Here is a 22,533-nt window from a genome sequence, read left to right on the forward strand (position 1 = left end):
GGCGGCCCTATAATCCCGCCATGACGACACGCATCCTCATCGTACGCACATCCTCGCTCGGGGATCTGGTGCACATGCTGCCCGCCATCAGCGATATCGCCCGGCATGTGCCGGACGCGTCGATCGACTGGCTGGCCGAGGAAGCCTTCGCGGAGATCCCGTCCTGGCATCCGGCCGTGCGCGAGGTCATCCCGGTCGCGCACCGGCGCTGGCGCAAGCATTGGTGGGCGGCCGACACCCGGCGCGAACGGGCCGCCCTGCGCGCCACCCTGGGCGCGCGCCGCTACGACGTCGTCCTCGACATGCAGGCCCTGATGAAGTCGATCTGGCTGGTCCGCCAGGCGCGCGGCGTGCGCCACGGCCTGGACTGGAAGTCCGCACGGGAACCGCTGGCCTCGCTGTTCTACGACGTGCGCCACCGGGTGGAGTTCTGGCAGCCGGCCATCGTCCGCCAGCGGAGCCTGGCGGCCGCCGTCTTCGGCTACACGGTCGAAGGCCCGCCGGATTTCGGCTTGCGGGCGCTGACCGACGGGGTGGAGATCGAGCCGGCCGCCCTGATCATGCCCTCGGCCAGCCGGGACGACAAACTCTGGCCGGATGCCGATTGGCGGCAGGTCTTCGACGATCTGCAGGGGCGCGGTCTGGCATTGCGGCTATTGGCCGGCAACGAGGCCGAGCAGGCGCGTGCGAGGGAACTGATCCGGGGGCGGGCGGACGCGATCGTCCTGCCTCGCATGGGCCTGCGCCAGGTGGCGGACCAGCTCGCCCGGGCGCGGATCATGGTCGGCCTGGACAGCGGCCTGACACACTTGAGCGCCGGTCTGGGCCGCCCCACCATCGGCATCTACAAGGCTTCGACGCCTGTGCGCACACCCCTTCAAGGACCGGCCTACACCGCCAGTCTGGGCGAGCGCGGCCAGGCGCCTGACGCCGGCCGCGTACGGGCCGCCATCGCCGAGGCCATGGACGAGGCGCGCGGGTGCGGGTGATGCGCGGCCTGTATTCCCTGCTGTTGCGTATCCTGTCCCCCGTGCTGCTGGGCTGGATGGCCCTGCGCGCGCGCCGCGCCGGTGGCCGGTGGTCGGTGCTGGGGGCGGCGCGCTTCGGCCGCTACGGGCGGACCGGGCGTGGCCCTGGCGCCGTCTGGGTCCATGCGGTCAGCCTGGGCGAGACCCGGGCCGCCCAACCTTTGATCAGGGCTTTGATGGATCGCGGACACCGGGTGCTGCTGACGCATCTGACGGCCACGGGCCGGGCCGAGGGCGAACGCGCGTATGCGGCGGAACTGGCCGACGGCCGGTTGTGCCAAGACTGGCTGCCGTATGATTTTCCGGGTGCGACGCGCCGCTTCATGCGCCACCATCGTCCAGCCGTGGGCGTCCTGATCGAACGTGAACTCTGGCCCAATCTGGTGCATGCCGCAGTGGACGCCGGGGTGCCCTTGGTGCTGGCCAGCGCCCGCATGTCGGAATCCTCGTTGCGCATGACGCTGCGGCTGGGCGCGTTGCTGCGGCCAGCCTACGGCGCGCTGGCGCGTACCTACGCCCAGTCGCTGCCGGACGCCCGGCGGCTGGAGCGCGCGGGCGCGCGGCAGGTCGCGGTGTCGGGCAATTTCAAGTTTGATCTGCAGCCGGACCGCGAGCGGATGGCCCGTGGCGCAAGCTTTGCCGCCCGGCTGGACCGGCGGGTCGTGGTGATCGCCAGTACGCGCGAAGGCGAGGACGCCCTTTTCATCGAGGCCATCCGTCAGCAGCTCGGGCCGCGGCACGCGCGTGGCGCGGCCGCCGACCGGCCGCCGCTGTTCATCCTGGTGCCGCGTCATCCGCAGCGTTTCGAGACCGCGGCCGGCTTGCTGAGAGCGGCCGGCATATCCTTTGTGCGGCGCAGCCGCCTGCTTGCGCTGGGCGACGACAGCACGACGGCCGTCGAGGCGTGCCGGGACGCCGATGTGGTTCTGGGCGATACGCTGGGCGAGATGGCCTGGTACTACGCGTGTGCCCAGGTGGCGATCGTGGGCGGCAGTTTCGCGCCGCTGGGGGGGCAGAACTTCATCGAGGCCAGTGCCCAGGGCCGGCCCGTGCTGGTGGGGCCGCATACCGCCCACTTCGAACAGGCGGTCGGCGACGCCCTGGCCGCTGGCGCCATCGCACGCGCGGCCGATCCGGACCAGGCCGTGCGCCAAGCCCTGCGGTGGCTGGACGATCCGGCCCGCCTGCGCGGCATGGGAGAGGCCGCTGGCGACTGGGTCCGGCAGCATGCGGGGGCCGTGGCGCGCGTGGTGGATGGCATCGAGGCCTTGCTGACGCGGGCGCCGCCGCGCCCGCCCGGGTCCTGACGCCCGAAGCGGAATCGCGCCCTGGATCAGGCCGGTTCCAGGCCGTGGTATTTCTTGCCCAGCGCGAGCGTCGCCTGGAAGAATCCTTCTTTGCTGCCGCAGTCGTAACGGATGCCCTCGTAGCGGTGAGCCAGCACACGGCGCTGCCTGAGCAGGTCGGCGATGGCGTCCGTGAGCTGGATTTCACTTCCGACACCGGCCCGGGTGCGGCGCAGATGATCGAAGATTTCGGGCTCCAGGACGTACCGGCCCACGACAGCCTGGTTCGAAGGCGCGTCCTGCGGTTCGGGCTTTTCCACGATCTGCTCGACCCGCGTGTTGCGCGGGTCGATGGCCGTGCCGGCGATCATGCCGTATTTGCGGGAATCGGCCGGGTCGATGGTCTGGATGGCGAGCACGCTGCCATCATGCTGGTGGGCGGCGTCCACCAATTGGCGCGTGACGGAGATGTCGGCGTCCAGCAGGTCGTCGGCCAGCAGCACGGCGAAGGGCTCGTTGCCGACGATGGGCTCGGCGCACAGCACGGCGTGGCCCAGACCCAGCGGCTGGGCCTGACGGGTGTAGATGCAGTGGACATGCGGCGGCAGGATCGTGCTGACCATGTCGAGCAGATGCCGCTTGCCTTTGGATTCCAGTTCGGCCTCGAGTTCGGGCATGCGGTCGAAATGGTCCTCGATGGCCCGCTTGTGGCGGCCCGTGACGAAGATCAGTTCCGTGATGCCCGCAGCCAGTGCTTCCTCGACGGCATACTGGATCAGGGGCTTGTCGATGATCGGCAGCATTTCCTTGGGCATGGCCTTGGTGGCCGGCAGAAAACGGGTGCCCAGTCCGGCGACGGGAAAGACGGCTTTGCGGATCGGTTTCATCAGGGATTGGCGGCGGGGGGGATGGGCGCGCCCAGGATCAGGACCTGCTGGTTGCGTTGCGACAGCGGCCGGGGTGTGCGCCCCTGTTCGGCCGGCGGCAGGCCGAAGAAGCCCTGTCCGTAGGCCAGCAGCGCCAGGTTGGCGATGACGGCGAGTGTCAGCAGGAAACGCATGCGGCGGCCCGGATGGGAAAAAGGGATGTCCGCCAGTATATCAGCGGGTTCCGGGGCGGGTGCCGGGTCTGGAGGCTGGGAATGGGGCCTGATCCGCCAGACTGGCCAGACCGTCCAGGACGGGGCCGTCCAGCCAGCGTGGCGGGTCCGTGCGCCCGGGGGCCACGCGCATCAGCGCCGCCCGCAGTTCTGGCTGGATGCGCGGCCAGTCGCCGCCGCTGACGAACATCAGCGGCGGCATGCCCGGGCAGGCGTCGGCGGCCAGCCGCCACTGGCGCAGCAGCGCGCCGGCCTGGGCGGCCGCGATGCCGCTGGCGATGGCGGTGTCGGTGTCGGTCGGGAAATCCGCGGGTTCGCCCTGGGCCAGGGGCAGGTCGGCCGTGCCCCGGGCCAGGCTGCGGGCCATCAGGGCCGCCCCGGGCAGGATCAGGCCGCCGATGAAGGCGGCGCGGCGCGTGCCGTCGCCCTGGGTCCGCCAGGCCAGGGTATCGATCGTCGTGGCGGTGCCGAAACTGGCCAGGATGCAGGGTGAGCCCGCCTGCCAGGCGGGCTCGTCGCGTACGTGGCGCAGCAGACCCAGCAGACCCAGCCAGCGGTCGGCGCCCAGCCGGGCCGGTTCGCGGTAGCCGTTCAGCAATAGATCCTGTCCGTCGCGGGCATCGTGCCAGTGTATGGGCAGGTCCCAGGCGATCCGGCTGGCGTGTTCCAGGGCGCTGCGCACCCCCTTGCCGGCGACGTTGGAGGCCAGGATGCGCCTTGGCGCGAAGTCCAGGCGCGCGGCCAGGCCGGGCAGTTCCTCGTGCGCCAGACTCAGGGGGGGCGCGCTGCGCCGGGTGTCTCCCGGCTTCAGCCAGGCGACTTTGACGCGGGTGTTGCCGGCGTCGATCAGCAGGATCATCGTTGCAGCCGTACGGAGATTTCACCGACCGAGATGGCCTGGACGCCATCGGCGTTGCGCAGCAGCAGGCGGCCCTCGGTGTCGATGCCGCAGGCCGCGCCCGTATGCCGGAGGCGGCCGTCGTCGAGCACGTCCAGCATGCGGCCCACCAGGCCGTCGACTTCCGCGTAGCGGGCGGGCAGGTCGGAGAAGCCCCGGGCGGTGGCTTGATTCAGCGCGTCGTACCAGGACCGGGCGGCACTGGCGGCCAGGTCGGCGGCCGTGAGGCGCGCGGCGCCGGGATCGTCGGACGCGACCTCCGTCCAGTCCGCGATGCGGCGATCCAGCGACTGCGACAGGGCGCGGGCGTCCTCCAGGTTCAGACCCATGCCGATGATGATGAGATGGTGATCGGCGGCCCGTGCGGTGCCCGAGCGGGTCGACTCGATCAGGATGCCGGCCAGCTTGGCCTGATCCCAGAGCAGGTCGTTGGGCCACTTCATGGTCAGGCGCGGGCGGTGGCGGGGATCGAGCCGCGCGCGCAGCGCCTGGCAGGTCGCCATGCCGATCAGGGGCGCCAGCGTCCGCAATTGGCGGGCCGGCAGGAAGACGTCGAAGGCGCAGGAGAACATCAGGTTGGCGCCGACGCGGTTCTGCCAGGTGCGTCCGGCTCGTCCGCGCCCCTGGGACTGCAGGTGCGTGCCCAGCAGCCAGGGGCGGTCCGGCGGCCCGCCGGGCTGGCGCGCGCGCGCCAGCAGATCGGCGTTGGTCGAACCGGTCTGTTCGACCCAGTCCACCTGGCGGAATTGCGGCAGGGCATCGCGCAGGGCGCCGGCCAGGGCCGCGGGGGTCGGCAGGACGCGGGCGGGGTCGTGGGGTGGGCCGGTCATATGGGTAGAATGAGGTCTGGAGCAGACAGGGGAATCCGCGCAGCCATGAGTTTACGCACAGAACAGGCCACATGCCAGGGTCTTGCCGGCCTGATCGAGTACACCGTCGATCACCCTGAAGACACGCCGTCGGGCTGGGCGCTGGTGCTGCATCCCCACCCGCTGTACGGCGGCACCCGCGACAACAAGGTCGTCACCACCGTGTCGCGCGCCTGCGTGCAGCGCGGCCTGCTGGCCATTCGCCCCAATTTCCGGGGAGTCGGCGCCTCGGCCGGCGAGTTCGACCGGGCGGTCGGTGAAACGGCCGACATGGCGGCCGTCGTCGAGCATGTCTTTCAGGCCTGGCCCCAGGCGGCTGCGGGGCCCTGGGTGCTGGCGGGTTTTTCGTTCGGCTCGGCGGTGGCCGCCCAGCTCTACGCCGACCTGGCGGATCGAGGCCTGCCCTTGCCGGCCCGCCTGATGTTGATCGGTTGCGCGGTCGAACGGTTCCGCCACCGGCCCCTGTCCATGCCGCCCGACACGCTCATGATCCACGGTGAGCACGACGAGGTCGTGCCCCTGTCCGAAGGCATGGATTTTGCCAGGACGCACCAGTTGCCCATGACTGTCGTGCCGGATGCCGGCCATTTCTTCCATGGCAAGCTGCTGATCCTGCGCCAGATCGTCCTGTCCGGTCTGGGGGGCCTCTGAGCGTGCGTCCGGCGGAGGGCATGTCGTTTCAGTTGCTTGCTTTTTGTCTCGAATTGCCCGGTCCGCGCGGTCGTGACGGTTTTTTACGCTGCCTATAATGAGCGTTTGCCATTCCTTACCCATTTTCCGTTGTCCATGCCCATGAATGTCTCCCCGTCGCTTTTCCGTCGCTCCCGCCTGGCTCACCTGACGCTGGCCTGCTCGCTGCTGATGTCCGGCGCGGTCTGGTCGCAGGAGAAGCCCGTGCCGGCCGCCGCGGCCGCTCAGGCTCCGGCCGGGTTCGAGATGGTCAGCAGCCTGTCCAACATTCCGGCGCCGACTCTGGGCGCCAAGGCATGGCTGACGCTGGATGCCAACAGCGGCCAGGTCATCGCGGCCCAGAATCCCCAGCAAACCGTCGAGCCCGCGTCCCTGACCAAGCTGATGTCCGCCTATGTGATCTTCGATGCGCTGGAAAGTGGCCGGCTGAAGCTCGACCAGAAAGTCCACGTTTCCGAAAAGGCCTGGAAGACCGAAGGCTCCCGCATGTTCATCGATCCGAACACGGAGGTGTCGGTGGACGAGCTCTTGCAGGGCATGCTGGTGCAGTCGGGCAACGATGCGACCGTGGCGCTGGCCGAGGCCGTCGCCGGCAGCGAATCGGCATTCGCCGCGCTCATGAACCAGCAGGCCAAGGCCCTGGGCATGAAACACACGCATTTCATGAATGCCTCCGGCCTGCCCGATCCCGACCACATGACCACGGTCGAGGATCTGGCGATCCTGGCGCGGGCGCTGGTCCGGCGCTTTCCGCAATACCGGCACTACGACAGCCAGAAGGAATTCACCTACAACAACATCAAGCAGAGCAACCGCAACCGCCTGCTGTGGGCCGACCCCACCGTCGACGGCCTGAAGACCGGGCACACCCAGTCGGCCGGCTATTGCCTGGTGGCCACGGCGCTGCGCGACGGCCGGCGCGTGGTGTCGGTGCTGGTGGGCGCGGCCAGCGACGCGGCCCGCACCGAAAGCAGCCTGAAGCTGCTGAACTGGAGCTTCCAGAACTTCGACACCGTCAAGCTGCTGGACAAGGACAAGCCGGCCGTGTCCGCGCGGGTCTGGGAAGGCGCCACCGAAACCGCGGGGCTCGGTCTGTCCAATGCGCTGTGGGTGACGGTGCCGCGCGGCCGCGCCGACGACATCAAGACCGAAGCCCGCTACACCCAGCCGCTGATGGCGCCCCTGGCCGAGGGCGCCCGTGCCGGCACCCTGCTGGTCAGCCTGGACGGCAAGGAACTGGACCAGCGGCCGCTGGTGGTGCTGCAGTCGGTGGAAGAAGCCGGTTTTTTCGGCAGGCTGCTGGACAAGATCCGCTTGCTGTTCGAATAATGTCGACATGAAGCCGATCCGCCCCGAAGACTCCCTGATCACCTATCCCTGCGACTTTCCGATCAAGGTCATGGGGCGCGCGCATGACGATTTCGCGCCCGCCATGGCCGAGGTGGCAATCGGTTTCGATCCCGAGTTCGACCCCGCCACCATCGAAATCCGCCCCAGCTCCAGCGGCAATTACCTGGGACTGACCCTGACGGTGCGCGTCACCTCGCGCGAACAGCTGGACGATCTGTACCGCGCCCTTCACGGACACGAGATGGTGTCCGTGGTGCTCTAGGCGCTGGCCGGCCATGGGCATGCAGGCGCGCTGGCTGGACCGCCCCGCTCCCTACCTGCCTGTCTGGCAGGCCATGCGCGATTTCACCGAATCGCGCGCGGACGATACGCCCGACGCGCTCTGGCTGGTGGAGCATGCTCCGGTCTACACGCTGGGCCAGGCCGGCAAGCCGGAACACATTCTGAATCCTCACGGCATTCCGGTGGTGCATTGCAACCGGGGTGGGCAGGTCACGTATCACGGTCCGGGCCAGGTCGTGCTCTACACCCTGGTGGATCTGCGGCGCCGGGGCATCTTCGTCCGGGAATTCGTCACCCTGCTCGAGCAGGCCGTGCTGGACCTGCTGGCCGAACTGGGTGTGCCGGGCGCCTGCCGCAAACCCGGCGCCCCCGGCATCTACGTGCCCCAGTCGGCGCTGCGGCAACCCAGGGGCGATGCCCTGGCCAAGATCGCCGCGCTGGGCGTCAAGATCCGCAACGGCCGCGCCTATCATGGCGTGGCGCTGAACGTGGCCATGGATCTCGACCCGTTCCTGGGTATCAATCCGTGCGGTTACGAGGGTCTGCAGACGGTCGATCTGCGGGCGTGCGGCATCGAGGCCGATCTGATCCCGACCGGCAACCGTCTGGCAGCGCTTTTCTCTGCGGCCTGGATGGCCGCCGGAAACCAAGGAGACTCGCATGATGCAAACCCCGATGGAGCCCGTGCTGCATGAATATCGTGACGGTGTCCTGACGCTGACGCTGAACCGGCCCGATCAGTTCAATGCGCTGTCCGAGGAGATGCTGGCGGCGTTGCAGGCGCGTTTCGACGCCTGCCGGGACGACCCGGACCTGAGGGTCGTGGTGCTGGCCGCCAATGGCCGCGCTTTCTGCGCCGGCCACGATCTGAAGCAGATGCGAGGTCATGCGGGCGATGGGGATTATTACCGCGACCTGTTCGGCCGCTGCGGTCGGCTGATGCTGTCCATCGCGCGCTGCCCCGTGCCGGTCATTGCGCGGATCCACGGCACGGCGACCGCCGCCGGTTGCCAGCTGGTGGCCAGTTGCGATCTGGCGGTGGCCGCCGAAAGCGCGCGGCTGGCCGTCTCGGGCATCAATGTCGGCCTGTTCTGCGCCACGCCGGCCGTGGCGCTGACGCGCAACGTGTCCATGAAGAACGCCTTTGAAATGCTGGTGACGGGCCGGTTCATCAGCGCCCGCCAGGCCGCGGAACGCGGGCTGGTCAATCACGCCGTGCCCGACGCCGAACTGGACGAGGCGGTGCAAGGACTGGTCGACGCCATTCTGGCCAAGAGCCCGGTGGCGGTGCGCACTGGCAAGGCCATGGTCTATCGGCAGTTGGGATTGCCTCTGGATCAGGCCTACGATTACGCGGCCGGCGTCATGGCGGAAAATATGCTGGCCGAGGACGTGGGCGAGGGCATCGACGCGTTCATGCAGAAGCGCCCGCCACAGTGGCGGGGCCGCTGAACCCCCGATCGGCGCTCTTATTGACGCACCACAAGGCGTGCGGACCCGATCCTGCATTCCAATGAAGAGGTCATCCTGAACGGAGCCTCCTCATGCCGCTGTACCGCTCGTCCCACGCTGTTTTTCCGGCCCGCACGGTGCGCGTTCGACTGCTGCCCGCGCTGCTGGCGTTCGGTGCGTGCATGATGGCGCCCTTGGCCGGGGCCGTGGCCATCGATCCCGTCGAGGTCGTCGCCATTCCGGCCGGTGCATTCACCTACCAGGCGGCCGGCGAGTTCCTGGATCACGGGCGGCCCGTGGACGCGCCCCGGGTCCAGGGCCGGGTCGAGGCCGGCCGCGCCATCATGCGCCGCCAGGTCAGCCAGGCCGAATACGCCCGGTGCGTGCGGGCGGGCGCCTGCAAGCGGCTGGACAAGGGCTTCCGCGACCTGGATGCGCCCGACCTGCCGGCCGTGGGGGTCAGCTGGGCCGACGCCACCGCCTATGCGGCGTGGCTGTCGCGTGAAACCGGCCAGCGCTGGCGGCTGCCCGTCTACGCCGAATGGGTGCGCGCCGCCGCCGACCGCTACCGCGAGGAAGGCGCGCTGCCTTCGGACCCCGCCGACCCCGCCGTGCGCTGGCTGGCCGAATATGACCGCGAAATCGCCCGCAGCCAGGGCCGCATCAAGCCCGCCCAGCCATTCGGGCACTTCGGCGTCAATACCTTGGGCGTGAGCGACATGGGCGGCAACGTCTGGGAATGGACCGACACTTGTTTCGCCAGCCACAGCGTGGGGGTGTTGCCGTTGGCGCCGCGCGAAAACTGCGGTGTGCGCATTCTGGCGGGCGCGCATATCGCCGCCATGCCCGACTTCATCCGCGACCCGCGCAACGGCGCCTGCTCCATCGGTCTGCCGCCGGCCAACCTGGGCTTCCGCCTGGTGAGGGATGAGTCCGGACACTGATCAGTCCCTGCGGACTGATCAGTGCCGGACGAATCGGAGCGCCTTGCAAGGCGCGACGTGGAGAGATGCCGCAATTTGGAAATGACCAGTGCCGGACGAATCGGAGCGCCTTGCAAGGCGCGACGTGGAGAGGGACCGAAAGATTTGCGGCACATCAATACTTTCCATGAAGTCTGAACGTCGCCTGAACCGGGTTGATCCAGCGCAATAAGGGTTAACCCACGCCGTGACAAGATGACATCGTCGAAACAAGACGACACATCAAATCAGGGAGTTGAACATGAAGGTATTTCGTCTGTGTATGGCCGCCACCGCTTTGGCGTCCTTGCTGGCTGGAGGCGTCGCGCTGGCGGATCCCGCCGACAAGCTGGAGCACATCAAGCCTGTGCTGGTTGCCCCGCCCAACGTGATGGCGCACGAGCAGGCGACCAAGGCCAAGCCGCGCGTGGTCGAATTCACGATGACCATCGAAGAAAAGAAGGTCGTCATCGACGAAGAGAACGGCACGACGCTGCAGGCCATGACCTTCAACGGCTCCATGCCCGGTCCGACCATGGTGGTGCACGAGGGCGACTATGTCCAGCTCACCCTGATCAACCCGGCCACCAATGCGCTGGAGCACAACATCGATTTCCACGCGGCCACCGGCGCCCTGGGCGGCGGCGCGCTGACCAAGATCAAGCCGGGCGAGCAGACCGTGCTGCGCTTCAAGGCGGACCGCACCGGCACCTTCATCTACCATTGCGCGCCCGAAGGCATGGTGCCCTGGCATGTGGTGTCGGGCATGAGCGGTACCCTGATGGTGCTGCCGCGCGACGGCCTGAAGGATCAGGACGGCAAGCCGCTGCATTACGACAAGGTCTACACCATCGGCGAGTTCGACCTGTACATCCCGAAGGATGAGAACGGCAACTACAAGCAATACGACACCGCGCTGGAAAGCTACGGCGACACCACCGAAGTGATGCGCGGCCTGATTCCGTCGCACATTGTGTTCAATGGCAAGAAGGGCGCGCTGACCGGCGCGGGCGCCCTGACCGCCAAGGTGGGCGAACGCGTGCTGTTCATCCATTCCACGGCCAACCGCGATACCCGTCCCCACCTGATCGGCGGCCACGGCGACTACGTCTGGCCCACGGGCAAGTTCATCAACAAGCCCGAACGCAATCTGGAGACCTGGTTCATTCCGGGCGGTACGGCCGGCGCGGCGCTCTATACCTTCAAACAGCCCGGCGTCTATGCCTACGTCAACCACAACCTGATCGAGGCGTTCGAGCTGGGCGCCGCCGGCCATGTGAAGGTCGAAGGCAAGTGGAACGACGATCTGATGAAGCAGGTCGTGGCCCCCAGTCCCATCAAGAAATAAACCATAGCATCCGGGGCGGCCCTGGCGGCTGTCCCGAATTAGGAGAGTGACAAATGTTGAAGATCGTGAGTGTGACCGCCCTGTCCCTGGCCCTGCTGCCGGCCCTGTCGATGGCGAGCGATGCCGGTACCCTGAAGACCGGGGAAAAACTCTACAAGAGCGCGTGCATCGCGTGTCACAGCACTGGCGCGGCCAACGCGCCCAAGCTCGGCAACAAGCAGGCGTGGGCTCCGCTGATTGCCAAGGGCATGGATGAAATGATGAACGTGGCGCTGCACGGCAAGGGCGCCATGCCGGCGCGCGGCGGCACCAAGGCCGACGACGCCACGCTGCGCGCCGCCGTGGAATACATGGTCAGCCGCGCGCAGTAAAGCAAATGGCCCGCCACGCCCGTCCGCGCGCCGTCCCGATCCGTCGGCAGGCCGCGGCTGCGGATTCAGGCGTCCTGCCGCGCGGGCATTGAGCCCGTGCCCTCGGGGCGTCAGTTCCCCTCGGGTTCCAGCAGGACCTTCTGCTTGACGGCGAATCCGATCAGTTTGGCCTGCTCCTTGGGGCCGATGCCCGTGCACTTGTGCACCGCGCTGTCGTCGTGCCTCACCCAGTCGTTTTCGCCCTGTTTCGAATACATGTAATAGTGGCCGGAGGTGGCGCCTCCTTGCTGGATGACAATCTCTTTCGGCTCGAAGGTGACCATCCACTGCTTGCCTGTTTTTTCGTCCAGGACGTTGAGCGTGACCTCATCGGTGAAATTCGCTTTCGCCAGGGTCGCCTTGCGCAACTGGAATGTATCGAGGTCGAACTCCAAGGTGTTGAGATGCAGGTTGAACCGATGGAGTGTGGACAGGTCCGGAACCGTCCATTGCTTGACCTTGGTGGCCTCCGTTGCCTTGGGGTCGTCGTGGTTCCATTTCAATTCGATCGTTTCCGACCGGTGGGTGTCGTCCAGGATGTCTTGCAGCGTGGCCTTCGGATTTGTCGCGGTGATGTCATGGCAATAAGCCGGCTCGCTGGGCAAGGGGCGGTGCATCTTTCCGTTGACCAGCGATTCCTTGCAGGTCATGGCGCAGCCTTCGATCTCGGATAGATTGAACGCTTCCGTCAATTTCGCCAGGAATTCCTGCGCATCATTCTGCGTGCCGACGATATTGAATGAAAATTGGCCGTCTTCCTCTTGCTTATTGAACACATCCAGCTTCTGGAGGCTTGAAAAAAGCGCTCGCAGTTCTTTTTCAAGCGGCTTGTCCATGGCGAAAGACGCCTTGATGACGTGAGCGAGCTTGTCCGCGGCGTCACGCTTGCCGGCATCCGTGGTGGTCTTGCCGAAGTTTTCAAGATGACTGATCAGACGGTCCGGGCCCAGGGAGCTCAGCAAGAATTTCAGCGTGGAGTTGGCGTAGCAAGTATTCCCGAGGTTCCTGAATCCGCAAATTTTCGGGGTCTCGGCGCCCTTGGTGGATTGAGGCTGGGCAGCCATGTCTTTGGCGTCATGGATGATCTGCGCAACGATCCGCCCCTTGAGCGGGGTGCCGCCCGTCAGGTCCACGTTGTTCTTCATCAGGGCCATCTCTGTGGCCGCGCCGCCGAATTTATGCGAGAGGGAGTACATGAACAGCCCCAGCGCCTGGGCATTGTCGGTCTTGACCTGCTGGCGGTATTGCTCGACGGCATGCAGGTTTCTGAGGATAGGCACGTGGCTGAGCGCCGACAGGATCCTTCCTTTGAAGCTTTGCGGGGCGGCTTGCAGCACCGGCACGCCTTGATCATTGTCCCGGACCGCGATGCTGTGGCCCTGGCTGGCCAGATCGGAGAATTTTTCCAATTGGATCATGGTTTTTCCTTTCCCGGAGAAGGGAAATATGCGTTGGTTCTTTTATTGGGACAGCAGATTCGCTCGGACTTTTTCGAGCTGATCGGCGAACTCTCCCAGGAATTCGTAGGCGTCATCGACATCGAGTTGGGAGGCGGGGAGCCGATGCGTATACAGCAAGGCATCCGATGTGGGTTCGTAGGCGATCGCGCCGGCCTGCTGCTCGGCCAGTGACAGGTTGAGCGCCAGCAAATCCCGCCAGAAATCCTTTTCCTGCCAGCCCGCACTGCTTTGCAGCAGTCCATAAAACACCCAGCCCGACGATTTGCTCTCGATCGAGATGATCAAGGTCTGGTCCAGCAGCAGGCAGCACTTGCCGTTCTCGCCAAAAGAAAGACTCAAGCCCAGCCGGTCTCCCAGTCTGGACAATATGTCGTCATGTTCTTGCATGTCCCCGATTCCTTATGCCGTGAGCGTTGTGCACGATACATATGAGTGACCAGGGCGCGCGCAAGGTTCCGCCGTCGGCTGGCGTGCGGGGCCGGCCCCCGCGCGGAATGCGGCGCGCTTACAGGCGGCGCAGGCCCTCGAAGCGGTGGTGCGGGGTGTCCGCTCCCGGCGCGTACACCGCCCAGCGGACCGAAGTCCCCGAAAGGTCGATGTCGGCGGTGGCCAGCGTGTTCTCCTGGTCGGTGTCGTCCGGGGATCGTCGCAGGATCGGTTCGGCGGCGTCGCCCGTGTCGGCCAGGATCGCCAGCGCCTCCGCGCCTTGCGCCAGCAGTGCCTCGCCGCGCGCCTGGCGGCGCGCCGACGAGTCGGTGATCACCTGGGGCAGGTCCGCCTGGGCGCCGTGCAGGGCATGGTTGGCGTGCATCATCGGCGTGTGGCTCACGGGGCGCACGGAGACGGCCGCGCGGCTGAACTCCACGCTCCAGGTCTGCGATTCCCCAGTCTGCCCCAGGCCCAGGTGAAAGGCCCCCATGCGCGGATTCGCCCGCAGGATCGATACGGCTTCGGGTACCGATCCCGCGGCCAGCAGCGCGCGGGTCAGGATCATGCGCGGCATGCCCGCCCCGGTCCGGCGGGCGCGGATGTTGTTGACCGTCATCGCCAGGCCCGCGTCGTTGACGGCGAAGGTGTGGCCGGGCAGCGAGCCGGGATAGGCGAAGGACACGAAGGCGGGCGCGTCATCGGGATGCGCGTCGATCAGGCCGCAGGCCCCCGCGAAGCCTGGGTCGCCGTCCTCGTTGTGGCTCAGGCGGCGCGGCGCCAGCACCGTGGTGCAGCCGTCGGGCGCGAGCGACCACAGGTCGCCCCGGCAGTTCCAGAGGAAAACCTCGTCGGGAGGCAGTTCCAGACCTTCGGCCAGGCCGGCCAGTTCGTCCTCGATCCAGGGAAAGACCTGGTGCAGAAGCGCCCGCATGGCGGGGATTTCCGGCAGGTCGCGGCAGGCCATGATCGAAGCCCAGGCGTCCGAGCGCACCAGGTGGCGGTGGCAGGCCTCGGCCCCCCAGCGCCCCAGGGCGCGACCGAAGTCGTGGTGGGGGCCGTGGATCTCGAACCGGGCCAGTTCGAGCGTGCGGGAAGCGGGGGTGTCTTTCATCGGTAGGCGCCGGTGGCGTGAAGAAGGGCCTCGGTGCGACTCAGTTCGGCCAGGGCGGGCTCGCCGTGATGGACCAGCAGTTGCCGGGCCAGCATTTCCACCAGCGCCTGGATGGCCACGGTACTCGGGAAAAAAGAATGCCCCTGGGTTGAGAAGGTCAGCACACAGTCGGCATGCAGCGCCATCGGCGCGAGCTGGCTGTCGCACAGGGCCAGCACGCGGCAACCCTGGGGACGCAACGCCTCGGCCAGTTCGATGATCTCGCGGGAATAGGGCGCATAGCCGATCAGGACCGCGGTGTCCTCGCGCTGGAGACGGTGTGTGTCCAGGCTCAGGGTGCCGCCGGTGTTGTGCAGCAGGTGCGCGTCCGGGCGGAACAGGCTGAACAGGTAACGCAGGCTGAAGGCGGCGGGGTAGCAGGACCGGAATCCGGCAATCACGATGCGGCCGGCGTCCGCCAGCAGCGCCACCGCCCGGGCCATGGCGGCCTGGTTGGCGGGCTCCAGCGCCTGCAGGTTGAGGATCTGGTGGTGAATGGCGGCCTGCCAGACGTCCTGATCGGTTTCGGGCCGGTGGACCAGGGACAACGCGCGCGCCGCATAGCTGCCCGGACCATGGAGTTCCTGGGTGAATACGGCTTTCAGCGCATCCCAGCCGGCGTATCCCAGATGCTGGGCCAGCCGCACCAGCGTGGCCGGTTGCACGCCGGCCAGGGCGGCCAGCTTGCGCGCCGACAGGGTCGATACCTGGGTCGGGTGGTCGATCAGGTAGCGTGCCCCCGCCTGGAACTGGGGGCTGAGGTCCGGGTATCGGGCCTGGATCAAACGGGTGAGCTCATCCAGCGAGTGTGGTGCCGACATAACGCCTGTATGAAAAAAATCTGTCCCGGTGTTGAATTATATGTTTCATGGTCTATGATACACGAAACATTTGTTGGATCGTGCCATGACCCATGTCTTTCATCGCAATCCCCAGCATACGCTGAACCGCGCCGTGCGCGGCCAGGGGATATCCCTGTTCGACCAGGACGGCCGCCAGTACCTGGACGCCTCGGGCGGCGCGGCCGTCTCCTGTCTGGGCCATGGGCATCCGGACGTGATCGCCGCCATCAAGACGCAGCTCGACCAGGTGGCCTATGCCCATTCGTCCTTCTTCACGACCCAGGCCTGCGAGGACCTGGCCGATTGCCTGGCCGGCGCGGCGCCGGGCGATCTGGATCACGTGTACTTCGTCTCCGGCGGGTCCGAGGCGATCGAGGCGGCGCTGAAACTCGCCCGCCAGTATTTCGTCGAGCGCGGGGAAACGGAACGCAGCCAGTTCATCGCCCGCCGCCAGAGCTATCACGGCAACACGCTGGGCGCGCTGGCCATCGGCGGCAACGCCTGGCGGCGCCAGCCCTTCCTGCCGCTGCTGGCGCCCGCGCATCACGTCTCGCCCTGCTACGCCTATCGCGACCAGCGGCCCGGCGAGACCGAGGAACAGTATGCCGCCCGTCTGGCCGACGAACTGGAACAAAAGATCCTGGAAATCGGCCCGGACCGGGTGGCGGCCTTCGTGGCGGAAACCGTGGTCGGCGCCACGGCGGGCGCGCTGCCGCCGGTGCGTACCTATCTGCGCCGCATCCGCGAGGTCTGCGACCGGCATGGCGTGTTGCTGATCCTGGACGAGGTCATGTCCGGCATGGGCCGCACGGGCCACCTGTATGCCTGCGCCGAGGACGGCGTCGCCCCGGATATCCTGGCGATCGCCAAGGGACTGGGGGCGGGCTACCAGCCTATCGGCGCCATGCTGGCCAGCCGCCGCATCTATGACACCCTCGTGAACGGCAGCGGCTTCTTTCAGCACGGCCACACCTACATGGGCCATGCCACGGCCTGCGCCGCCGCGCTGGCCGTGCAGCGCGTGATCGGGCGCGACAATCTGCTGGCCAATGTCCTGGCGCGCGGCGAGCAACTGCGGACACGCTTGCGCGAAGTCTTCGCCGACCATCCCAATGTGGGCGATGTGCGCGGCCGCGGCCTGTTCGTCGGTGTGGAATTCGTGCGCGACCGGGCCGACAAGTCCGTCCTGGACCCGGCCATGAAGACGCACGCGCGCCTGAAGCGTCAGGCCATGGAAAATGGCCTGATGGTGTACCCCATGGGCGGCACCGTCGACGGGGTGCGCGGCGATCACGTGCTGCTGGCGCCGCCCTTCATCTGCACGGCGGCGGACATCGACGAGATTGCCGCACTGCTGGACCGTACTGTGCGCCAGATCCTGCCTGCCTGATTGCCGGGCCTTTTTTTCATTCCCCGGCCTTCGGGCCGGGACCGTGACGGAGACTTCCATGGCCCGAATCGACTACGCCGACCTGAGCCGGGGCGAGGCGGCGGCGCTTGCCGACCGGATCGTCGCCGAGCGCGGCAGCGTGTTGCACCTGTACCAGATGTTGCTGCACAGCCCGCCGGCGGCCGAAGGCTGGCTGACCTATCTGACCGCCATTCGTCACCGCTGCGGCCTGGACGGTGCGATCCGCGAACTGGTCATCATGCGCATCGCGCACCTGAACCGCGCGCCCTACGAGGCCGATCAGCACGCGCCCATCGCCCTGCGCGAAGGGTTGCGACAGGACCAGCTCGATGTGCTGGCCCTGGACGCGATTCCGGATGATCGGTTCGATGCGCGCGAACGGGCCGTGCTGGCCTACGCGGACGCGATGACGCGGTCCGTGCAGGTGCCGGATGCGGTGTTTCAGGCCGTGCGGCCGTATTTCCAGGACCGGGAACTGGTCGAACTGACGGCCACCATCGCGGCCTACAACATGGTGTCGCGCTTTCTGGAGGCGTTGCAGGTGCACTCGGACGATCAGCGCTGATCGTCGCGTTGCCATAATGTGTCCCGCACCCCGGCCGCACGATTCAGGAAGCGGGCCAGCACGAAGCACAGGTCCGACAGGCGGTTCAGGTAGTGCAGCACGGGGGGATTCACCGTTTCCTGGCGCGACAGCGCCACCACGGACCGTTCCGCCCGGCGGGCGATGGTACGGGCCATGTGGGCGTGGGCGGCGGCCGGACAGCCGCCGGGCAGGATGAATTCCCGCAACGGGCCCAAGTCGGCGTTGTAGTGCGCCAGGGCCTCGTCCAGGCGCAGCACGTGCTCGTCCCGCATCGCCGTCCAGCCCGGGATGCAGAGTTCTCCGCCCAGGTCGAACAGATCGTGCTGGATGCGATCCAGCAGCGCATCGACCTCGGCCGGCGGGGCCGCCGAGCGCCACAGCCCGATGGCGCTGTTCAGTTCGTCCACGTCGCCCAGTGCGGCAATGCGCGGAGCGTCCTTGGTCACGCGGGTCTTGTCGCCCAGGCCGGTGGTGCCGTCATCGCCGGTGCGGGTGGATACGATGGAGACGCGGATCGACATGGAGGGCTCCCGGGGTGGATGAGGAAAGGGTGGTCAGTCCTGCGCGGCCAGGTTGCGCAGGGCCTCGCCCGTGACGCGCACGACCCGCCATTCGTCCAGGATTTCGGCGCCGTGGTGCTTGTAGAACTCGATGGCGTTCTCGTTCCAGTCCAGCACCACCCATTCGAAGCGGCCGCAGCCCAGTTCCACGGCCAGCGCCGCCAGGTGCCTGAGCACCCAGCCGCCCAGTCCGCGACCCCGGTGGGCGGGGGTGATGTACACGTCCTCCAGGTACAGGCCGCGCCGGTCCAGGAAGCTGGAATAGTTGTGGAACCACATGATGTAGGCGATGGCCGTGGCCGGGTCTTCCGTGGCGGTGATGACCAGACAGCGTGCGGCCGGTTCCGGGCTGAAGAAACTGTTTCTCAGGCTGTCGTGCGTGGCCTGGAAGATATCGGTCAGTTTTTCGAATTCCGCCATTTCGAGCATCAGGGCGTGGATGGCCGGGATGTCGGATTCGGTGGCGGGCCGCAGGTCGTAGCCGGGGACGGGAGCGGGGGTAGGCAAGGGATTTTCTCTGTTTCGCGGTATGCTGGGGATGCCCCGATGGAGCTTCCCCGGGGGAACAGACAGGAGTGTAGCCCATGCGTTTTCGTGCCTTGCGGTCCGGTGTTCTGGCCGCCGCCCTGGCGGTGCCGGGGATCGTGTCGGCGGCGGCGCCCGTCCAGGCGCAGGCCAGCGGCGAGGTCGTGCGGGTGAATCCCGCCGCCGGCAAGATCACCATCCGCCACGGCGCCATCGACAAGCTGGACCTGCCCGCCATGACCCTGGTCTACCACGTCGATCCGGCGTTGCTGGCGGGGGTTTCGGTGGGCGACCGGGTCGAGTTCACGGCCGAACGCGTCGGTGGCCAGTACCGGATCGTCGAACTGAGGAAATAGATCAGGCGCGGATCGGGTCGACCGCCCTTTCCGCGATCACGAGGGTCGGGGCCTTGGGGTTGACGTCGTCGAGGACGAGGGCGTCGAATGCCTCCAGGGTGTATCCCGGCGGGGTCAGGCGATTTTCCTGAGCAGGGCCAGCAGCGCGTCGAACACCCGGCCATAAGGAGGGTGTAGCAAGGGGGCGCCGCCCAGGCGGCTCTGGAGGAAAACCGGCTTCAGGTGGCTGAACCGGTCGAATCCCCAGCGGCCGTGGTAGGCCCCGAAACCGCTCATGCCCACGCCGCCGAAGGGCTGCGCTTCCTGGGCCAGTTGCCACAGGCAGTCGTTGACGCAGACGCCGCCGGCGTGGGTCGAGCGCAATGCGTGGTCGCGCAACGCCGGGTCGCGGCCGAACCAGTAGAGGGCGAGCGGCCGTTCGCCGGCGTTGACGCGGTCGATCGCCTCCTGCGGATCGCGGTATTCGATAATCGGCAGGATGGGGCCGAAGATTTCCTCGCGCATCAGACGGGCCTGGGGCGGGACGTTCAGGGCCAGGGTCGGCGGGAACTTGCGGGGAGCGGCGTCGTCCGCCTGCTCCGGCCACCCGGGCCGCAGGATGCGGGCGCCTTGCGCCCGGGCGTCCTCTACCAGTGCCGCCAGCCGCGCGTGGTGGCGTTCGTCGATGATGGCGGAGTAGTCCGGCGTGGCGGGGAGTCCGGGGTAAAGGCGACCGATGGCGGCGGCCAGCGCGTCGGCGACTGCGTCGGCCCGGCCTGCGGGGACCAGCAGATAGTCCGGGGCGACGCAGGTCTGGCCCGCGTTCAGCAGCTTGCCGAAGGCGATCCGCCGCGCGGCGTCGGCCAGGTCGCAGTCCGGCGCCAGGATGGCGGGAGATTTGCCACCCAGCTCCAGCGTGAGTGGCGTCAGCCGCTCCGCGGCGGCCTGGGCCACCAGGCGTCCCACGGTGGGCGAACCGGTGAAGAACAGGTGATCCAGCGGCAGGCGGGCGAAGGCATCGGCGAGCTCGGCGCCACCCTGGACCACGGCGAGTTCATCCGGCGCGAAATGCGTCGCGACGGCTTCCTGGAGCGCCTCGGCGAAACGGGGCGCCAGTTCCGAGGGCTTGACGAGGACGCGGTTGCCGGCGGCCAGGGCGGCAACCGCCGGGCCGATGGAGAGCTGGAAGGGGTAGTTCCAGGGGGCGATGATGCCTGCCACGCCCAGGGGCTGCGGCAGCAGGCGGTTGCGGCCGGGCCGGAAATACGGTGCGGTGGGTATCCGCCGCACCCGCATCCAGCGGTTCAAGTGCCGCAGCGCGTAACGGATGCCCGAGCGCACGACCAGCAACTCGGCCAGGCGGGTCTCATGGGCGCTGCGGCCGCCGAAATCGGCGTCGATCGCCTGGATGAACGTCGTTTCGTGACGGTCGGCGAGCCGCAGCAGGCGTTCCAGCCGGTCCCGGCGCGCGGCCGGTTCGGGGTAGGGGTCCGCGAGGAAGGCGGCGCGTTGGCGCGCGAGCAGGGCGTCGAGTGATTCCAGGGAGGCGTGCATGATTCGGGCTCGGTCGAGACTGTGTGGCATCGGGAAGAAGCCGGAAGCCATGATACGAATCGGCGCGACGCCGCCTGCCGGCGACCCCGCGCCCTACAGCACGTAGCGCGCCAGGTCCTGGCTGCCGGCCACCTCGGACAGCTTGCCGTCCACGTAGGCGGTGTCGATCACCACGGTTTCCTCGCCCGGACTGGCGGCCTCGAAGGACAAGTCCTCCAGCAGCTTTTCCATGACCGTGTACAGGCGCCGGGCGCCGATGTTTTCCGTGCGCTCGTTGACCTCGAAGGCCAGCTCGGCCAGGCGCCGGACGCCGTCTTCGGTGAAATCGAGCGTGACGTCCTCGGTGGCCAGCAGGGCGCTGTACTGCTTGGTCAGCGAGGCGTCGGTCTCGCACAGGATGCGCACGAAGTCCTCGGCCGACAGCGAATCCAGCTCCACGCGGATCGGGAAGCGGCCCTGCAGTTCCGGGATCAGGTCCGACGGACGGGACAGGTGAAAAGCGCCGGAAGCGATGAACAGGATGTGATCGGTGCGCACCATGCCGTACTTGGTATTGACGGTGGTGCCTTCGACCAGCGGCAGCAGGTCGCGCTGCACGCCCTGGCGCGAGACGTCGGCGCCGCCCTGTTCCTGGCGCGCGGCGATCTTGTCGATCTCGTCCAGGAAGACGATGCCGTGCTGTTCGGCCAGGGCTACGGCGTGAGTGCGCAGCTCTTCTTCGTTGATGCGGCGCGCGGCCTCTTCCTCGACCAGCAGGCGGAAGGCTTCCTTGACGGTCAGCTTGCGCGATTTGGTCTTGCCCTGGGACAGGCCCGCGAACATGCCGCGCAACTGCTCGGTCATTTCCTCCATGCCGGGAGGCGCCATGATTTCCATGTGTGGCGGCGTCTGGGCGATCTCGATGTCGATCTGCGTGTCGTCCAGCTTGCCCTCGCGCAGGCGCTTGCGGAAGATCTGGCGGGTGTTGTTTTCCTCGCGCTCCGGCTCGCCGTGGGTGTTGCGCGGCGGCGGCAGCAGCGCGTCCAGGATGCGGTCCTCGGCGGCGTCCTCGGCCTGGGTGCGCACACGGCGCATTTCGGTCTCGCGCGTCTGCTTGATGGCGACCTCGACCAGGTCGCGCACGATGGTGTCCACGTCGCGGCCCACATAGCCGACCTCGGTGAACTTGGTGGCCTCGATCTTGACGAAGGGCGCGTTGGCCAGGCGGGCCAGGCGGCGGGCGATCTCGGTCTTGCCCACGCCGGTGGGGCCGATCATCAGGATGTTCTTGGGGACGATTTCGTGTCGCAGGGGCTCGGGCACCTGCTGGCGGCGCCAGCGGTTGCGCAGCGCCACGGCCACCGACCGCTTGGCCTTGTGCTGGCCGACGATGTGCTTGTCCAGTTCCGAGACGATTTCCTTGGGGGTCATGGGGGTGGCATCAGACATGGGGAATGGGCCTAGAGCGTTTCGACGATGTGGTTCTGGTTGGTGTAGATGCAGACTTCCCCTGCGATCTCCAGGGACTTCTTGACGACGTCGGCGGGGGACATGTCGGTGGCATCCAGCAGGGCGCGCGCCGCCGACTGGGCGTAGGCGCCGCCCGAGCCGATGGCGGCGATGCCATGTTCGGGTTCCAGGACGTCGCCGTTGCCGGTGAGGATCAGGGTGTGTTCGCGGTCGGCCACGATCAGCATGGCTTCCAGGCGGCGCAGCACGCGGTCGGTACGCCAGTCGCGGGTCAGTTCCACGGCGGCGCGCATCAGGTGGCCCTGGTGTTTTTCCAGCTTGGCCTCGAAACGTTCCTGCAGGGTGAAGGCGTCGGCCGTGGCGCCGGCGAATCCTGCCAGGACCTTGTCATGGTAGAGCCGCCGGATCTTGCGGGCCGTGCCCTTGATGACGATATTGCCCAGGGTGACCTGGCCGTCGCCTCCCAGGGCGACGTCATTGCCGCGCCGGACGCAGACGATGGTGGTGGCGTGAAATTGTTCCATGCGGTCCTCTCGGGTGGAGAGGATCACATGGGGA

At 67.5% G+C, this 22,533-nt stretch carries 26 protein-coding genes; 13 read left to right on the forward strand and 13 right to left on the reverse strand.

The features are described from left to right. Positions 1-20: 20 nt before the first annotated feature. Both waaC and O4H32_RS02740 read left to right on the forward strand, forming a co-directional pair. On the forward strand, positions 21-989 hold the full coding sequence (waaC, locus tag O4H32_RS02735; RefSeq protein ID WP_269356463.1) for a lipopolysaccharide heptosyltransferase I: 969 nt from the start codon (positions 21-23) through the stop codon (positions 987-989). Next, a complete protein-coding gene (locus O4H32_RS02740) occupies positions 989-2,335 on the forward strand; it encodes a 3-deoxy-D-manno-octulosonic acid transferase (RefSeq protein ID WP_407932592.1) in 1,347 nt (448 codons plus the stop codon). The genes waaC and O4H32_RS02740 overlap by 1 nt, the downstream gene beginning before the upstream one ends. Before the next feature lie 26 nt (positions 2,336-2,361). On the opposite strand, the gene galU is transcribed toward O4H32_RS02740, so the two are convergent. From galU to O4H32_RS02760, 4 genes are read right to left on the reverse strand one after another with little or no spacing between them, the layout of a single operon-like run. Further along, positions 2,362-3,201: a UTP--glucose-1-phosphate uridylyltransferase GalU gene (gene galU, locus O4H32_RS02745; RefSeq protein ID WP_269356465.1), complete on the reverse strand. Its 840-nt coding sequence runs from the start codon at positions 3,199-3,201 to the stop codon at positions 2,362-2,364. After that, positions 3,201-3,374: a hypothetical protein gene (locus tag O4H32_RS02750; protein WP_269356467.1), complete on the reverse strand. Its 174-nt coding sequence runs from the start codon at positions 3,372-3,374 to the stop codon at positions 3,201-3,203. The genes galU and O4H32_RS02750 overlap by 1 nt, the downstream gene beginning before the upstream one ends. Before the next feature lie 40 nt (positions 3,375-3,414). Further along, the gene (locus O4H32_RS02755; RefSeq protein ID WP_269356470.1) at positions 3,415-4,272 is read right to left on the reverse strand and encodes a type III pantothenate kinase; all 858 of its coding nucleotides are present in this window, start codon (positions 4,270-4,272) and stop codon (positions 3,415-3,417) included. Further along, the gene (locus O4H32_RS02760; RefSeq protein WP_269356472.1) at positions 4,269-5,141 is read right to left on the reverse strand and encodes a biotin--[acetyl-CoA-carboxylase] ligase; all 873 of its coding nucleotides are present in this window, start codon (positions 5,139-5,141) and stop codon (positions 4,269-4,271) included. Before O4H32_RS02760 ends, O4H32_RS02755 begins: the two co-directional genes overlap by 4 nt. A gap of 45 nt (positions 5,142-5,186) precedes the next feature. Here O4H32_RS02760 and O4H32_RS02765 point away from each other — a divergent pair, with 45 nt between their 5' ends. The 8 genes from O4H32_RS02765 (at position 5,187) to O4H32_RS02800 (ending at position 11,635) form a co-directional block, all read left to right on the forward strand. Continuing rightward, on the forward strand, positions 5,187-5,831 hold the full coding sequence (locus tag O4H32_RS02765) for an alpha/beta hydrolase (protein ID WP_269356474.1): 645 nt from the start codon (positions 5,187-5,189) through the stop codon (positions 5,829-5,831). Between the two features lie 141 nt (positions 5,832-5,972). Then, positions 5,973-7,199, forward strand: coding sequence for a D-alanyl-D-alanine carboxypeptidase family protein (locus O4H32_RS02770; protein WP_407932593.1), 1,227 nt, complete (start codon positions 5,973-5,975; stop codon positions 7,197-7,199). 7 nt (positions 7,200-7,206) lie between these two features. Then, a complete protein-coding gene (locus O4H32_RS02775; protein ID WP_269356476.1) occupies positions 7,207-7,482 on the forward strand; it encodes a DUF493 family protein in 276 nt (91 codons plus the stop codon). Between the two features lie 13 nt (positions 7,483-7,495). Continuing rightward, on the forward strand, positions 7,496-8,197 hold the full coding sequence (gene lipB, locus O4H32_RS02780) for a lipoyl(octanoyl) transferase LipB (RefSeq protein WP_407932594.1): 702 nt from the start codon (positions 7,496-7,498) through the stop codon (positions 8,195-8,197). Then, positions 8,166-8,954 carry an enoyl-CoA hydratase gene (locus tag O4H32_RS02785; protein ID WP_407932606.1) on the forward strand — a complete coding sequence of 263 codons (789 nt, stop codon included), beginning with the start codon at positions 8,166-8,168 and terminating at the stop codon, positions 8,952-8,954. Before lipB ends, O4H32_RS02785 begins: the two co-directional genes overlap by 32 nt. A gap of 92 nt (positions 8,955-9,046) precedes the next feature. Further along, the gene (locus O4H32_RS02790) at positions 9,047-9,898 is read left to right on the forward strand and encodes a formylglycine-generating enzyme family protein (RefSeq protein ID WP_269356480.1); all 852 of its coding nucleotides are present in this window, start codon (positions 9,047-9,049) and stop codon (positions 9,896-9,898) included. 280 nt (positions 9,899-10,178) lie between these two features. After that, entirely contained in the window at positions 10,179-11,264 is a 1,086-nt protein-coding gene (nirK, locus tag O4H32_RS02795) for a copper-containing nitrite reductase (protein WP_269356482.1), read from the forward strand. 53 nt (positions 11,265-11,317) lie between these two features. Next, positions 11,318-11,635 carry a c-type cytochrome gene (locus O4H32_RS02800; RefSeq protein ID WP_269356483.1) on the forward strand — a complete coding sequence of 106 codons (318 nt, stop codon included), beginning with the start codon at positions 11,318-11,320 and terminating at the stop codon, positions 11,633-11,635. 110 nt (positions 11,636-11,745) lie between these two features. Here O4H32_RS02800 and O4H32_RS02805 read toward each other — a convergent pair whose 3' ends face one another. From O4H32_RS02805 to O4H32_RS02820, 4 genes are all read right to left on the reverse strand, one after another. Next, positions 11,746-13,083 carry a type III secretion system effector BopA family protein gene (locus O4H32_RS02805; protein ID WP_269356484.1) on the reverse strand — a complete coding sequence of 446 codons (1,338 nt, stop codon included), beginning with the start codon at positions 13,081-13,083 and terminating at the stop codon, positions 11,746-11,748. Between the two features lie 51 nt (positions 13,084-13,134). After that, positions 13,135-13,521 carry a chaperone SicP gene (gene sicP / locus O4H32_RS02810; protein WP_269356485.1) on the reverse strand — a complete coding sequence of 129 codons (387 nt, stop codon included), beginning with the start codon at positions 13,519-13,521 and terminating at the stop codon, positions 13,135-13,137. Between the two features lie 118 nt (positions 13,522-13,639). Beyond that, entirely contained in the window at positions 13,640-14,674 is a 1,035-nt protein-coding gene (locus O4H32_RS02815; RefSeq protein WP_269356486.1) for a C45 family autoproteolytic acyltransferase/hydrolase, read from the reverse strand. After that, positions 14,671-15,534 carry a MurR/RpiR family transcriptional regulator gene (locus O4H32_RS02820; RefSeq protein WP_269356488.1) on the reverse strand — a complete coding sequence of 288 codons (864 nt, stop codon included), beginning with the start codon at positions 15,532-15,534 and terminating at the stop codon, positions 14,671-14,673. Before O4H32_RS02820 ends, O4H32_RS02815 begins: the two co-directional genes overlap by 4 nt. A gap of 85 nt (positions 15,535-15,619) precedes the next feature. On the opposite strand from O4H32_RS02820, the gene O4H32_RS02825 reads away from it, so the two are divergent. Next, positions 15,620-16,945, forward strand: coding sequence for an aspartate aminotransferase family protein (locus O4H32_RS02825; protein WP_269356489.1), 1,326 nt, complete (start codon positions 15,620-15,622; stop codon positions 16,943-16,945). A 58-nt stretch (positions 16,946-17,003) separates the two neighbouring features. Then, positions 17,004-17,531, forward strand: a complete 528-nt coding sequence (locus O4H32_RS02830) for a carboxymuconolactone decarboxylase family protein (RefSeq protein ID WP_269356491.1) — start codon at positions 17,004-17,006, stop codon at positions 17,529-17,531. Here O4H32_RS02830 and O4H32_RS02835 read toward each other — a convergent pair. Both O4H32_RS02835 and O4H32_RS02840 read right to left on the reverse strand, forming a co-directional pair. Beyond that, positions 17,522-18,073 (reverse strand): cob(I)yrinic acid a,c-diamide adenosyltransferase, encoded by a 552-nt coding sequence (locus O4H32_RS02835; protein ID WP_269356493.1) that lies wholly within the window; start codon positions 18,071-18,073, stop codon positions 17,522-17,524. The genes O4H32_RS02830 and O4H32_RS02835 overlap by 10 nt on opposite strands. Before the next feature lie 33 nt (positions 18,074-18,106). Then, positions 18,107-18,541 (reverse strand): GNAT family N-acetyltransferase, encoded by a 435-nt coding sequence (locus tag O4H32_RS02840; protein ID WP_269356959.1) that lies wholly within the window; start codon positions 18,539-18,541, stop codon positions 18,107-18,109. Between the two features lie 155 nt (positions 18,542-18,696). On the opposite strand from O4H32_RS02840, the gene O4H32_RS02845 reads away from it, so the two are divergent. After that, a complete protein-coding gene (locus tag O4H32_RS02845) occupies positions 18,697-18,993 on the forward strand; it encodes a copper-binding protein (protein ID WP_269356495.1) in 297 nt (98 codons plus the stop codon). Positions 18,994-19,107: 114 nt separating this feature from the next. Here the strand turns inward: O4H32_RS02845 and O4H32_RS02850 are convergent, their stop codons facing one another. The 3 genes from O4H32_RS02850 to hslV form a co-directional block, all read right to left on the reverse strand. Continuing rightward, the gene (locus O4H32_RS02850) at positions 19,108-20,526 is read right to left on the reverse strand and encodes a coniferyl aldehyde dehydrogenase (RefSeq protein WP_269356497.1); all 1,419 of its coding nucleotides are present in this window, start codon (positions 20,524-20,526) and stop codon (positions 19,108-19,110) included. Between the two features lie 93 nt (positions 20,527-20,619). Next, positions 20,620-21,936: an ATP-dependent protease ATPase subunit HslU gene (gene hslU, locus O4H32_RS02855; RefSeq protein WP_407932607.1), complete on the reverse strand. Its 1,317-nt coding sequence runs from the start codon at positions 21,934-21,936 to the stop codon at positions 20,620-20,622. A 29-nt stretch (positions 21,937-21,965) separates the two neighbouring features. Next, positions 21,966-22,499 (reverse strand): ATP-dependent protease subunit HslV, encoded by a 534-nt coding sequence (gene hslV / locus O4H32_RS02860; protein ID WP_269356500.1) that lies wholly within the window; start codon positions 22,497-22,499, stop codon positions 21,966-21,968. Positions 22,500-22,533: the final 34 nt, after the last annotated feature.

Source organism: Castellaniella denitrificans (assembly GCF_027214045.1).
GTDB classification, from domain to species: domain Bacteria; phylum Pseudomonadota; class Gammaproteobacteria; order Burkholderiales; family Burkholderiaceae_B; genus Castellaniella; species Castellaniella denitrificans_A.